Here is a 14,776-nt window from a genome sequence, read left to right as displayed (position 1 = left end):
AATCTTCTACTTCACTCAACCTCCTGCACCCGGGATAGGCGTGGAAATCCCGCAGCTCCAAGCGAGGAATTGTAACTAATAGCCCGAATTGAGGCCATCAATAATAATCTATAAAAAGAAATACACCTTTATACTTATTATTGTCCTATATATTATTGTATGAGTTTTATTATCGTGCTATCTTTGTGGCTTTAATAAAATTTACATGATAGACATTACATTGCCAGACGGCTCGGTTAGAGCATATGATAGCGGAATCACTGCTATGGAGGTTGCTAAAGACATTAGTGAAGGTTTTGCCAGAAACGTTATTTCTGCCAAGTTCAACAACACCACTATCGAAACATCCACCGAACTTACCACCGACGGCAATTTGGTTTTATATACCTGGAAAGACGCTGAAGGCAAAACGGCTTTTCGCCATTCCACTTCTCACGTTCTGGCACAAGCACTTGAAGAGCTTTATCCGGGCGTAAAACTTTCTATAGGTCCTGCAATTGAAGACGGGTTTTATTACGATGTGGATTTGGGTGATGAAACCATTTCTGAAAAAGATTTTCCGGCTATAGAAAAAAAGATGTTGGAGATCGCTCGTGGTAAACATGATTTTACCATGCGATCTGTATCCAAAGATGAAGCATTGGACAAATATCGTACAGAGGGTAATGAATATAAGGTAGAGCTGATTGAAAATCTTGAAGATGGTACAATTACTTTTTGTGATCATGACACCTTTACAGATCTGTGTCGTGGTGGACATATCCCAAATACAAGTCTTATTAAGGCTGTAAAGATAATGAGTGTTGCCGGAGCGTATTGGCGAGGTAATGAGAACAATCCTCAACTTACCAGAGTTTATGGTACATCTTTTCCTAAACAGAAAGAATTAAAAGAATATCTGGAATTACTCGAAGAAGCCAAAAAGAGGGATCATAGAAAACTTGGTAAAGAGCTACAGTTCTTTACTTTTTCTCAAAAAGTTGGCCAAGGACTTCCATTGTGGCTTCCTAAAGGTGCTGCACTACGAGAGCGCTTAGAGCAATTTTTAAAGAAGGCACAAAAAAAGGCCGGATATGAAATGGTAGTGACGCCACATATTGGTCAAAAAGAATTATATGTAACCTCCGGGCACTATGAAAAATATGGTGAAGACAGCTTTCAACCAATTGCTACACCTGCAGAGGGAGAAGAGTTTTTGTTAAAACCCATGAATTGCCCACACCATTGTGAGATCTACAATAGCGGGCCATGGTCCTATAGAGATCTTCCCAAACGTTATGCCGAATTCGGAACGGTGTATCGTTATGAACAAAGTGGAGAACTACACGGTCTCACACGAGTTAGAGGTTTTACGCAGGATGATGCTCATATATTTTGTACACCGGATCAACTTGACGAGGAGTTTAAAAAAGTAATAGACCTGGTGCTTTATGTCTTTGGATCGTTAGGATTCGAAAACTTTACCGCACAAGTATCTGTAAGAGATCTGGATAATCCGGATAAATACATAGGTGACGTTGACAACTGGGAGAAAGCAGAAAATGCAATTATCAATGCAGCCAAGGATAAAGGTCTTGACTATGTCGTTGAAACAGGCGAAGCAGCCTTTTATGGCCCTAAACTGGACTTTATGGTGAAGGATGCTTTAGGAAGAAGCTGGCAATTGGGAACAATACAGGTAGACTACAATTTACCTGAGCGTTTTGACCTTACTTATAAAGGTAGTGATAATGAAATGCATCGTCCGGTAATGATTCATCGTGCTCCTTTTGGTAGTATGGAACGTTTTATTGCTATACTTTTAGAGCATACTGCAGGTAATTTCCCTCTTTGGTTGATGCCCGAACAAGCTATTATACTCTCTATCAGTGAGAAATATGAAAAATACGCCGAAAAAGTTTTAAATTTGTTAGAAAATGACGAAATTCGCGCCCTTACAGATCACAGAAATGAAACGATCGGTAAAAAGATCAGAGAAGCAGAAATGAACAAAACTCCTTATATTATTATTGTAGGAGAGCAAGAAGAAGAGAATGGCACTATTTCTGTAAGAAAACATGGAGGTGAAGATTTAGGAGCATTAACAGTAACTAAATTTTCTGAAATGATATCTGAAGAAATAAAAAAAACGCTCAAACCGTTTAACGGATAAATAAAATAAGTTTAACTAAAATCTTAAAGTCATAGCAATACGAAGAAGAAGATCCCAAAAACCACTAAGGGTCAATAAAGAAGACGCTCACAGAATTAACCACAAAATTCGTGTTGAAGAAGTGCGTCTAGTTGGTGAGAATGTCGAAGTAGGTGTTTACCCTATCAAAAAAGCACTTGCGCTTGCTGAAGAACAAGAATTAGATCTCGTAGAGATTTCGCCTAAGGCGGAGCCTCCTGTTTGTAAAATCATGGATTATAAAAAATTCTTGTACGAGCAGAAAAAACGAGATAAAGCCATCAAAGCTAAAACTACCAAGGTAGTCATTAAGGAAATTAGGTTTGGTCCTAATACTGATGAGCACGATTATGAGTTCAAGAAAAAGCATGCGATAAAATTTCTTAGTGAAGGTGCCAAATTGAAAGCATATGTTTTCTTTAAAGGTCGTTCTATCATCTTTAAAGATAAAGGACAGATCTTGCTATTAAAGTTAGCTCAGGAGCTAGAAGAATATGGTAAAGTTGAACAGATGCCAAAATTGGAAGGTAAACGTATGATTATGTTTATCGCACCAAAAAAAACAAAATAGATCTTATTCTTTCAAAGAATAAGTAACAATAATAAGTGAGATTATTATAAAAACCAGGATACAATGCCTAAGATGAAAACGAAATCCAGCGCCAAAAAGCGATTTAAGCTTACCGGTACTGGTAAAATCAAAAGAAAGCATGCTTTTAAAAGTCATATTCTAACGAAAAAGTCTAAAAAGCGTAAACTTGCTTTAACGCACACAACATTGGTGCACAAGAGTGATGAGAATAATATTAAAGAACAATTACGTTTAAAGTAAGAATTCTTTAATTCGGTTGAATTATTATAAACCCAGGAGTTAGGCGTATACTCGTACAACAGTATACTCAAAGTGATCATAGGATCCGCCAACTACTAAAACATTAAATTATGCCAAGATCAGTAAATTCAGTTGCAAAGAGAGCTAGAAGAAAAAGAGTTCTTAAGCAAGCAAAAGGTTATTTTGGACGTCGTAAGAACGTTTGGACAGTAGCAAAAAATGCGGTTGACAAAGCGATGCAATATTCGTATAGAGACCGTAGAAATAAGAAAAGAACTTTCCGTGCATTATGGATCACTCGTATCAATGCGGGTGCTCGTTTGTACGGTATGTCTTATTCACAATTTATGGGAAAAGTTAAAGCTAATGGAATTGAGCTTAACCGTAAGGTTCTAGCTGATTTAGCTATGAACAATCCTGAAGCTTTTAAAGCGATTGTAAATAAAGTAAAGTAATTTTTTTATATTAATAATAATACTCTCACTTATAAGAAATCCGCCATAAAGGCGGATTTTTTTTGCCTAAATGTTAATTATTTGTGTTGTTTGTCGATAAATTATGTATTTTGTCTATAAAAAATTATGCTATGTGAGTTATTTTACTACTTTTATTAAAAGTATGGAAAGCACGTAATTAAAGTATGCTTTTTTAATCGAGTTTCAATTATCAAATTGTTTAAAGTATAACTTATAACTCTTTTATCTCTTAACCCTTTCAATCAACCAATGGATGACGCCTACTTGGATTAAAAATATCCTTAAAAAAAGACAACCTTCTGCTCCGAAATCATCGTTGGAGAAAGAAGTTACGGCGTTAATCAATTACTTAACAAGACTATCTAACTCATTAAACCCACTATCATCAAATCTGAAAAATAAAGTGAGAGCTTTTGGCCGTTTAGAAATGGAACATAAACTTTCAAACTTTCCTGAACTTTATCTGTCCTTTGAAAAATTTTATCAAAAACATCACACTGATCCTGCTGGTTTCATTACCACCCTGCGTTCTCAGGTCGTCGATCGATATCCGATGTTAAGTAGACAACATCATATTTCTATATTATTCTTACCCTCCAAACAGCAGGAGTATGAGCTGTGCAGAGTTTTCTTGTTAGATATTCTGGATAAAATGAGCGAACTTCTAACCAGAGAAGAAATGCTTAACTTTGATCAACTGTACATTCATCTCAATTCTGATTATAAAGAGACCATTCAAAATTTTATCAGTATACGTAAACAACTACTGTCTGCGTCAAATGAAATATTCGACGCGTTAAAGCATTTTGTTGGTCTTACTACTACATTAACTATATACCTTCAGGTTTATAAAAAATTCTTTCAGTACTATCACCTATCCCCTACTTTCACCACAATTCTAAACGTGATACCAGAGGAAATTCTATCCGAAGATCTTATACATTTTCCCAGCAAACAGGAAATGTTAAGAATGTTGCATCAACAATTATACAGCCTTGAGAGTATAAATGATCAACTAACCAAAGAAATTGTTTCTAAGAAGAAAATTGAAGAACAGTTAAAGGATAGTGAGCATCTCAAATCTACTGTACTCGAAACTGCAATGGATGGAATCATTTTACTGGACAGTGATGCCACAGTCCTAACTTGGAACAAGATGGCAGAACACATACTTGGATTAAAAAAACAAGAAACTCTGGGTAAAAGCATTTATCTATTTGTTCCTCATAAATTAAGAAAAGAATTAAAAAACAGCTTTCAAAATTATAAAAACAAGGGCTACGACCAACTCATTAACAAACGAGTTGAAACTATAGTACATAGAAAAAACGGAGTTCCTGTACATGTTGAGCTTACTCTCATAGCTATAAAAACTAAAAACGGACCTATTTTTAATGCCTTTTTTAGAGATATTACCCAGAAAAAAAAGGTTGAAACAGAAATAAGAGAGGCAAAAATAGCCGCAGAAAAATCGGCGTCTGCAAAATCTATGTTTCTTTCTAATATGAGTCACGAGATAAGAACACCTCTAAATATAATCCTGGGATTAACCAAAATATTACAGCAAAGTGACTTTAAAACTCCTGAAGTTGATAGAAAAAATCTTGACGGAATTCAATTTTCTGCTGAGAACCTCTTGGTTCTTGTCAATGATATCTTAGATTTTTCCAAAATTGAAGCTGGCAAACTTACAATTCATAAAACCAATTTTAATATTCACGATCTAATTCATAAAATTTCTCGTGGTTTTAGAATCAAAGCTGAAGAGAAAGGATTGCAATTCTTACTCAACATACACCCTACAGTTCCAAAATTTATAATTGGTGATCAACACCGATTGAGTCAGATATTAACCAATTTGCTCGGTAATGCCATTAAATTCACTAAGGAAGGTACTGTTACCATCGAGGTACGATGCCTCGAAGAATCAGACAAATCTATAATTCTACGTTTTAAAGTATTAGACACAGGTATTGGCATAAGAAAAGATAAACTCCAAAATATATTCAAAAGTTTTTATCAAGCCTATAATCCTGACAGTAACAAAATTGAAGGAACTGGTCTTGGTCTGACAATTTCTAAAAGATTAATTGAACTTCAGAAAGGAGATTTGAAAGCCAAAAGTGCTTTAGGAGAAGGTTCAGAATTTGAATTCACGATTAAGTACAAGAAAAGTGAACTTAAATTAGTAGATGAAAAGAACGCAGTACATGTTGCATTGCCTAATCTAAGTCTGGATGATATGAGGATTCTCATTGTCGAAGACAACAAGATGAATCAATTTTTCATGCGACAACTTTTTGCCAACTGGAAAATCACAACCGATATCGTTGATAATGGTAAAATTGCAATTGAAAAGCTACAGGCGCAACGTTATGATTTAATTCTTATGGACATGCACATGCCAATCATGGATGGTCCTGAAACTACACGAGCTATTCGAAAATCATCAAACACGAATTTTAATAAAATTCCAATTATAGCATGCTCTGCCGATGTTTTTCCTGAAGCCGAGAAAAGAGCGATTGCTGCAGGAATGGATTTTTACCTAACTAAGCCTATTAGTGAAAAGGCTTTAAAAGAAATTTTGTATAGTTTAAAACCTAATAAACAGAATTACAAAAACAAAATTCTACTTGACCGACGTCAAAAGATTCAAAAGCTTTCACCTGTAACCGTACAAAAGTATTCCAATTTTGAAGCTTTAGAGCGAACTTTTAATGGGGATTATCAAACAATACATGATATTATTCAAATATTTTTGAAAGAAACTCCAAAGGATTATATGACCTTAAAATTTAGTATAGGCAGCGAAGACCATAAACTTATTAAAGTTTATTCGCACAAAATTAAATCAAGTTTTAAGCTGTTTGGAATAGAAGAAGAAGCCAGCTATCTTCAGGAAATAGAAAATAGTATTGATGTTAATATTGAGGGGAATATTGAGAAAATTAGATTTTTACAAAGAAAGATTGATGCTACTTACCCCTTGATTTTAGAAGAAATTGAAGCATATCTTTTCTACCTAAAACCTACCATGGAAGAAGAATAATTAATTGAGATTCTCTTAGTATATTTGTTGTCATGCATAAATATATTCAAAGCTTGCAAAACAGCACAATCAAATCATTACTGCTACTAAAAGAAAAATCCCGTGCGAGGAAAAAAGAAAAATCCTTTTTGATAGAAGGACAACGAGAAATTAATTTGGCCATAGAAGGAGGATATTTACTCAAACAAATTTTTTATTATACCGACATTATCACTGTCGAAGAGATACAAAGTCTTACCAAGAATCATACAGCTCCAATAGAGCTTATTGAGATTACAAAAGAAGTCTTTCAAAAATTAGCGTACCGCGATACTACCGAAGGAATTTTAGCTGTAGCTCAAAGTAAAGATCTCCACATTTCAAATTTTTCGGTTTCAAAAAAAAATCCGCTTTTCCTTGTTGCCGAGGCTCCAGAAAAACCAGGTAATATTGGGGCTATTCTCCGAACTGCAGATGCAGCTCAAGTTGATGGAGTTTTTATTGCTAATCCAAAATCAGATATTTATAACCCTAACATCATACGCTCAAGTGTTGGTTGTATTTTTACTACTCAAATTGCTACGGGCACCAATCAAGAAATACTATCATATTTGAAAAATAACAATATCAATATCTATGGAGCGGCGCTACAAGCCTCGGCACCTTACCATAATCAAGATTATACAAAACCCACAGCCATAGTGATGGGAACTGAAGCCACCGGGCTCACTGATGAATGGTTAGCTGCTACAACTCAAAACATTGTAATTCCAATGAGTGGAGTTATCGATTCGATGAATGTTTCTGTCGCTGCCGGGATATTAATTTTTGAAGCCAAAAGACAACGTGGTTTTTAAATCTAAATTTACTATATTCTCCCGTCCCTATTCTTAAACCTATACACCTACATTATGCCATTATCACCCACGACATTCTATTATCTTATACTTCTTATAATTCTTGTTGTTTTTATAATTGATACCCTATTAGATTATTTAAATGCAAGACAATATGATAACCCTGTTCCTTCTGAACTCGATGATGTTTACAAAGAAGAAGAGCATCAAAAATCTATAGATTATAAACGCGCCAATTATCGTTTCAAAATAATTTCATCCACTTTATCACTTCTATTGTTACTTACATTTCTTCACTTGAATGGATTTGCTCATTTAGATAGTTTAGTACGTAGTATTTCTGATAATTCCATTGTTCAAGGACTTCTTTTTATTGGCATCCTTCTTTTATCAAGCGAACTCTTATCATTTCCTTTTGATTATTACAGAACTTTTGTGATTGAAGAAAAATTTGAATTTAATACCACAACTAAAAAAACTTTTTTACTAGACAAATTTAAAAGTTTGCTTTTGTTAGTTATTGTCGGCGGAAGTTTGTTAAGTCTTATTATATGGTTCTATCAATTGACACAAGAAAATTTTTGGATCTATGCCTGGTTACTTATAGCCTTTTTCACCATACTGATGAATATGTTCTATGCAAAACTTTTTGTTCCATTATTTAACAATCAGACACCACTTGAAGACGGGGTTCTTAGAGATTCATTAGAACAATACGCCAATAGCGTTGGATTTAAACTAAAAGACATCTATGTAATTGACGGTTCCAAAAGAAGTACCAAAGCAAACGCATATTTTTCTGGCTTAGGAACCGAAAAAAGGATTACGCTGTACGATACGCTGATATATGATTTAACGACTGAAGAAGTTGTTGCAGTTTTAGCGCACGAAGTAGGGCATTATAAAAAAGGACATATAATTATCAACTTAATTTTATCAGTATTATTAACGGGGTTCACCTTTTGGTTATTATCTTTATTTATTAAAAACCCAATATTGGCACAGGCATTTGGAATAAGCATTCCGTCGTTCCATATCGGATTAATTGCATTTGGAATATTATTTAGCCCCATTTCAGAAATTACCGGAATATTAATGAATATCGTATCGAGAACATTTGAATATCAAGCCGATAATTTTGCAAAAAAAACCTATAATAAAAATTTTCTTATTGCAAGTCTAAAAAAACTTTCAAAAAACAATCTCAGTAATCTCACCCCACATCCGGCAACGGTTTTTGTACATTACTCACACCCAACTCTTTTACAAAGAATTAAGAATTTAAGAGAATAATGAGGAGTATCATACTTGGTAGTTACCGGGGATAGTTGTACTTTTAACTGTATCTGGTTATCAGATAAAAATTGAGGGGAATATTGATTGTGACACATCATCTCCTAGTATTTTTTGTAAGGAAAATCACACAAATTACTTAAAATGGGCTTTATTAGAAATCTTGAGGTATGACGGAAGCCGCTATAGAAGAAGAAAATAAAAAAATTGCAACGCAGTACAAAGAGCTGCTGCGCATTAGTTACCGAGATCTTAGCAAAGATGATAAACTACTTATTAGACAGGCTTTTGATGTAGCTGTAGATGCTCATAAAGATCAACGTCGTAAAAGTGGAGAGGCCTACATCTTTCACCCTATCGCCGTTGCCAAAATTGTCGCTAGTGAGATAGGATTGGATGCTACCTCAATCGCAGCAGCTTTATTACATGATGTTGTAGAAGACACAGAGTATACACTGGTTGACATAGAGCAAATGTTTGGTGAAACCGTAGCGAGAATCGTGGATGGATTAACCAAGATATCTTCTTTGAAACACGATAGAGATATTTCACTTCAGGCAGAGAACTTCAGGAAAATGCTGCTTACGCTTAATGATGATGTGCGAGTAATTATTATAAAGATTGCTGATCGCCTTCATAATATGCAAACAATGGATGCCATGCGGTCTGACAAACAGGTTAAAATAGCATCCGAAACCTTATATATTTACGCTCCTTTAGCCCATAGGATAGGTCTGTACAACATCAAGACAGAGCTTGAAGATTTAGGCTTAAAATATACAGAACCTGAGGTTTACAAGGATATTCTTGAAAAAATAAAAGATAGTAAAGAAGAACAAGATGCCTATATCAAAAGGTTCTCTGATAAAATAAGCGAAGGATTAGATCGAGAAGGACTTACTTATGAAATTAAGGGACGCCCAAAATCAATCTTCTCCATTCGTCGTAAGATGATCAAGCAAAATGTTACGTTTGACGAAGTCTACGATAAATTTGCGATTCGCATTGTATACAAATCAGATTTTGAAAATGAAAAGTTCATTGCTTGGAAGATTTATACGGTGGTTACTGATTTCTATCGCCCAAACCCTATTAGGCTAAGAGATTGGATTTCTCAACCTAAATCAACGGGTTATGAGGCGCTTCATATTACAGTAATAGGACCTGACAGCAAATGGGTAGAAGTACAGATTCGAAGTGCGCGTATGCATGAGATAGCTGAAAAAGGATATGCTGCTCACTACAAGTACAAAAACAATGAAGAACAACAGGATCAAGGTCTGGATGGCTGGCTGAATCGCTTACAGGAAGCACTTGAAAATTCTGAAACTAATGCTGTTGATTTTGTAGAGGAATTCAAACTTAACTTGTATGCAAAAGAGATTTTTGTATTTACCCCCGAAGGAGATTTAAAGTCGCTTCCAAAAGGGGCAACTGCTTTAGATTTTGGGTTTAGTGTGCATACAGAAATTGGATTAAAAACCAGAGGTGCTCGTGTGAACGGCAAACTAGTTCCATTGAGTCACGAACTAAACAGTGGTGATCAAGTAGAAATTATAAAATCTAATAATGCAAAACCCTCCTCCAGCTGGTTAGACTATGCAACCACTGCCCGTGCTCGGTCCAAGATAAAATCAGCTTTAAGAGATGAGAAAAAACAAATTGCCGAAGACGGAAAAGCGATACTGAAACGTAAATTACGTTCGCAGAAAATCACACTGAACGAGAAGGTTATAAATGAATTAGTTTTATACTTTAAACTCAAAACAAGTTTAGATCTTTTTTATCGCGTGGGCATTGGAACCATCGACAATCAAAAGATCAAAGACTTTGCCACTACTCGGAGTAATATGTTTATGAATTTTATCAAGAATAAAATTCGAAGAAACACACCCAGTGATGTCAACAAGGATGAGATCACACAAAAGTATGATCTTATAGTTTTTGGCAAGGATGCCGAAAAGTTAGAGTATAAATTAGCAAATTGCTGTAATCCTATTCCCGGTGATGATGTTTTTGGTTTTATTACGGTAAATGAAGGTATCAAAGTTCATAAGAAAAACTGCCCTAATGCGTTGCAATTACAGAGTAATTATTCTTACCGTATTATGTCCGCAAAATGGATAGACTCAACTCAGGAAGAATTTAAAGCTGTTATCAAATTAAATGGAATAGATAACATTGGAGTGGTAAATAATGTGACACAAATTATTTCAAACAATATGCATTTAGCCATTTACAATATGCATTTTGATACAAACGACGGTGTCTTTACAGGTAAAATTACGGTAGGTGTTAAAAATAAAGACGTTTTAAAATCTGTTATAAAAAATCTTTCCAAAATAAGTGGTATTGATAAAGTAGTTAGAGAATAAAAAATAATGTAACTTTGCGTTTTAAGCGTATGAGCACTAAAACAACTACAGCAAGCGATCAGAATATTGTCAAAAACGTGTTTACGAGTTTTTTAGAAGAAAAAGGGCACCGTAAAACACCAGAACGCTACGCAATACTTCAGGAGATTTACGAGAGTGAAGAGCATTTTGATATAGAATCACTATACATCAAAATGAAAAATAAAAACTATCGAGTGAGTCGTGCTACTTTGTACAATACCATTGAATTGTTATTGGACTGCAAATTAGTACGCAAGCATCAGTTTGGTCAAAATCAAGCGCAGTACGAAAAATCTTATTTTGACCGGCAACATGATCATCTTATACTTACCGACAGTGGCGAAGTATTAGAATTTTGCGATCCTCGTATCCAATCTATAAAGAAAACAATCGAAGAAATTTTTGATGTAGATATTACAAATCATTCCTTGTATTTCTACGGAACTAAAAAGAAACCAACTAATTAAAAAACGAATGGCGGTAAATTTATTACTGGGTCTTCAATGGGGAGATGAAGGTAAAGGAAAAATTGTAGATGTTCTTACAAAAGATTATGATATTATAGCTAGATTTCAAGGAGGGCCTAACGCAGGTCATACCTTGGAATTTGATGGTATAAAACATGTCTTGCATACAATCCCAAGCGGAATTTTTCACGATAAAGCAATTAATCTTGTAGGTAACGGTGTTGTTATCGATCCTGTGATTTTTCGTAAAGAGTTAGAAAATCTTGATAAATTTTCGATTGATTACAAGACCAAACTTCTTATTTCCAGAAAGGCACACCTTATTTTACCAACACATCGTATCCTAGATGCTGCTTCAGAGGCTTCAAAAGGAAAAGCTAAAATTGGTTCGACTCTCAAGGGTATAGGCCCAACTTATATGGACAAAACTGGTCGTAATGGGATTCGTGTAGGTGACTTAGAACTTAAAGATTTTAAAGATCGATATAGAAATCTTGCCGATAAGCATGAAGCTATGATTGATTTTTACGATTCAAAAATAGAATACGACCTAGAAGAATTAGAGCAAGAATTTTTTGCAGCATTAGAAGTCTTAAAGTCCTTGACTTTTATTGACAGTGAAGAATATCTGCACGCAGCACAACGTGAAGGAAAAACAATTTTGGCCGAAGGTGCGCAAGGATCTTTACTAGATATTGATTTTGGAACATATCCTTTTGTAACCTCGTCCAATACAACTGCCGCAGGTGCATGTACCGGACTAGGTATCGCACCAAATAAAATTAAAGATGTTTTTGGTATTTTTAAAGCATATACTACCCGTGTAGGGAGCGGACCTTTTCCAACAGAACTTTTTGACGAAGATGGAGAGAGGATGGCCCGTGTTGGTAATGAATTTGGTGCAACTACAGGAAGACCTCGTCGATGTGGCTGGTTAGATCTTATAGCACTCAAGTATGCCGTTCAGGTGAATGGTGTTACACAGCTTATGATGATGAAAGGGGATGTACTTAGTGGTTTTAAATCCCTAAAGATCTGTACAGCATATCAATATAAAGGTAAGACCATCACACACTTACCTTATAACATCGAGCCAGAAAATATTACTCCGGTTTATACCGAAGTACCTGGATGGGCTGCAGATTTGACTAAAATGACAAGCAAAGATCAGTTTCCCAAAGAATTGATTGCATATATTGAATTCTTAGAGAAAGAATTGGAAACTCCTATAAGCATAGTATCTGTTGGACCTGACAGAAAACAAACAATTTATAGATAGCATATTAAGTTTTACATAATGCAACAAATAAGCAATCCTCAAGTTCTATTGTGTACTTGAGGATTCTTTTATGTAAAGAATCTCATCTTTAATAGTAAATTTCGTTATTTTGTATTCTAATTTAGACTATTTGAAAACTACCTATTTATACTTAATTCTATTCCTTTTTTGTTCCACCCATCTAATCGGACAAGAAAAAGAAGGCAAAAAGATTAACATCCAATCGGATCGTACAATAAAGAATGAAACACAGTATCCCGGAGCTACTATTTTATTAAAAATAGATAATCAGGTGTATATGAAGCACGAAGGAGTAGAAATCTGGTGTGATCAGGCCATTCACTATGGAGATGAAAAATTCGTCAAAGCTATTGGTAATGTTATAATGAAGCAAGGAGACACTATAGAGGTAACCAGTAAATACGCTGAATATAATGGAAATACAAAGTTTGCTTATGCGCGAGATAATGTATTTATGGAAACCCCGAGCAATACGCTAACCACAGACACCTTGTTCTTTGATAGAATACGTCAACAAGCCTACTACCGTAGTGGTGGTACCGTAAAGGATTCATCAAACACACTAACGAGTCGTATTGGTCGTTATTTTATGGATAGGAAACAATTTTCGTTTAACACAAATGTTAAGGTCGTCAATCCAGAAAACACTATAAATTCTGATCGCTTAGATTATTATACTGAAACCGGAAATGTTTATTTATACGGTCCTTCAACCGTGCTTGGAAAAGAAAGTAAGCTTTATTGTGAACGAGGATTTTACGATACTAAAGCAAAAATCGGGTATGCTATTAAAAATGCAAAAATAGATTATGACAATCGTACCGTATTTGGGGATAGTATATTCTATGATAGTCCTAAACAGTTTGCATCGGCTACTAATAACATTAAAGTACTAGACACTGCAAACAACAGTGTAATTACCGGACATTATGCAGAGGTATTCAAAGCTCGGGATTCTGTATTCATAACAAAACGTGCTTTGGCTGCTACCTTGCAAGAAAAAGATTCGATATACATCCATAGTGACACGCTCATGGTTACCGGTAAACCCGAAAAAAGAATTATGACGGGGTTTTATGATGTCCGTATTTACAAAAAGAACATGAGTGGCAAAAGCGATTCTATCAATGTGGATCAAACAACCGGTTATACTAAAATGTTAGGAAACCCTATTATTTGGTCTCAAAAAAACCAAATGACAGGTGACACAATTACGCTTATATCAAATACTAAAACTGAGAAGTTAGATTCTTTAGTGGTTTTTCCGAACTCTTTTTTAGCACAAGAAGATACTTTAAAGGCAGGATACAATCAGGTAAAGGGGCAAATTCTTTATGGTCTTTTTAAAGACAATGAATTGTACCAAGTGGATATTGATAAAAACACCGAAACCATTTTTTTCCAAAGAGAAAGTGAGGGTGCTCTTAAGCTTATAGGAATAAATAAAGTATTATCCAGCTCCATACGGTTAATGTTCGCTAATCAGGATATTGAAGATGTATTTTACTTTCAGAATGTAGATGGAACGTTGTATCGCGAAATTGATTTGCCAGAAAATGCTCGACAATTATCCGGTTTGAATTGGAGAGGCGAAGAACAAATAACTAGTAAACAAGATCTTTTTAGAGGAGAAAGTCCTCCTAAGCTTATAAAAATAAAAGGAATTCCATTACCCGAAGAGGATGACGCATTCTTTGATGAAAAAACTGTACAACGATTAGAAGAAAACAAATCAGAGAACTCCAGGATGATGAAACAGACCTTGGAAGATGCCGAGCTAAAAGATACGAATGAGCAACTCAATGATACAATTTCCGATAAGGTGCTAAACAGTATAAATACAAAAGACACATTGGTTTCTCCTATATTGGAAAAGAAAACGTTGTCTGATACTTTAAAGGTTACAAAAAAAGGATTGCGTAAGAAAAAAGATAACTAATTGGCTCTAATCTGC

11 protein-coding genes are annotated in these 14,776 nt (G+C 34.9%); all 11 read left to right on the top strand.

What is annotated here, in order from left to right:
* Nucleotides 1-205 precede the first annotated feature (205 nt).
* A complete protein-coding gene (gene thrS, locus BD809_RS14545; RefSeq protein ID WP_148783711.1) occupies nt 206-2,152 on the top strand; it encodes a threonine--tRNA ligase in 1,947 nt (648 codons plus the stop codon).
* A gap of 37 nt (nt 2,153-2,189) precedes the next feature.
* Nucleotides 2,190-2,741 (top strand): translation initiation factor IF-3, encoded by a 552-nt coding sequence (gene infC, locus BD809_RS14540; protein ID WP_148783710.1) that lies wholly within the window; start codon nt 2,190-2,192, stop codon nt 2,739-2,741.
* 63 nt (nt 2,742-2,804) lie between these two features.
* Complete coding sequence (gene rpmI / locus BD809_RS14535; RefSeq protein WP_148783709.1) at nt 2,805-3,002, top strand: 50S ribosomal protein L35; 198 nt, start codon at nt 2,805-2,807, stop codon at nt 3,000-3,002.
* A 110-nt stretch (nt 3,003-3,112) separates the two neighbouring features.
* Nucleotides 3,113-3,457, top strand: a complete 345-nt coding sequence (rplT, locus tag BD809_RS14530) for a 50S ribosomal protein L20 (protein WP_148783708.1) — start codon at nt 3,113-3,115, stop codon at nt 3,455-3,457.
* A gap of 274 nt (nt 3,458-3,731) precedes the next feature.
* Complete coding sequence (locus BD809_RS14525; protein ID WP_148783707.1) at nt 3,732-6,530, top strand: PAS domain-containing hybrid sensor histidine kinase/response regulator; 2,799 nt, start codon at nt 3,732-3,734, stop codon at nt 6,528-6,530.
* A gap of 32 nt (nt 6,531-6,562) precedes the next feature.
* Complete coding sequence (locus tag BD809_RS14520; protein WP_148783706.1) at nt 6,563-7,366, top strand: TrmH family RNA methyltransferase; 804 nt, start codon at nt 6,563-6,565, stop codon at nt 7,364-7,366.
* 54 nt (nt 7,367-7,420) lie between these two features.
* Entirely contained in the window at nt 7,421-8,659 is a 1,239-nt protein-coding gene (locus tag BD809_RS14515; RefSeq protein WP_148783705.1) for a M48 family metallopeptidase, read from the top strand.
* 170 nt (nt 8,660-8,829) lie between these two features.
* Nucleotides 8,830-11,034 (top strand): RelA/SpoT family protein, encoded by a 2,205-nt coding sequence (locus BD809_RS14510; protein WP_148783704.1) that lies wholly within the window; start codon nt 8,830-8,832, stop codon nt 11,032-11,034.
* Between the two features lie 29 nt (nt 11,035-11,063).
* Nucleotides 11,064-11,522, top strand: a complete 459-nt coding sequence (locus tag BD809_RS14505; protein WP_148783703.1) for a Fur family transcriptional regulator — start codon at nt 11,064-11,066, stop codon at nt 11,520-11,522.
* A 7-nt stretch (nt 11,523-11,529) separates the two neighbouring features.
* Entirely contained in the window at nt 11,530-12,801 is a 1,272-nt protein-coding gene (locus BD809_RS14500) for an adenylosuccinate synthase (protein ID WP_148783702.1), read from the top strand.
* Nucleotides 12,802-12,931: 130 nt separating this feature from the next.
* A complete protein-coding gene (locus BD809_RS14495) occupies nt 12,932-14,761 on the top strand; it encodes an OstA-like protein (protein WP_148783701.1) in 1,830 nt (609 codons plus the stop codon).
* The last annotated feature ends 15 nt before the right edge of the window (nt 14,762-14,776 follow it).

The organism is Aquimarina intermedia, assembly GCF_008124785.1.
GTDB lineage: Bacteria > Bacteroidota > Bacteroidia > Flavobacteriales > Flavobacteriaceae > Aquimarina > Aquimarina intermedia.
Note: the sequence above shows the minus strand (reverse complement) of the source record. Positions and strands in the feature narration are given on the sequence as shown.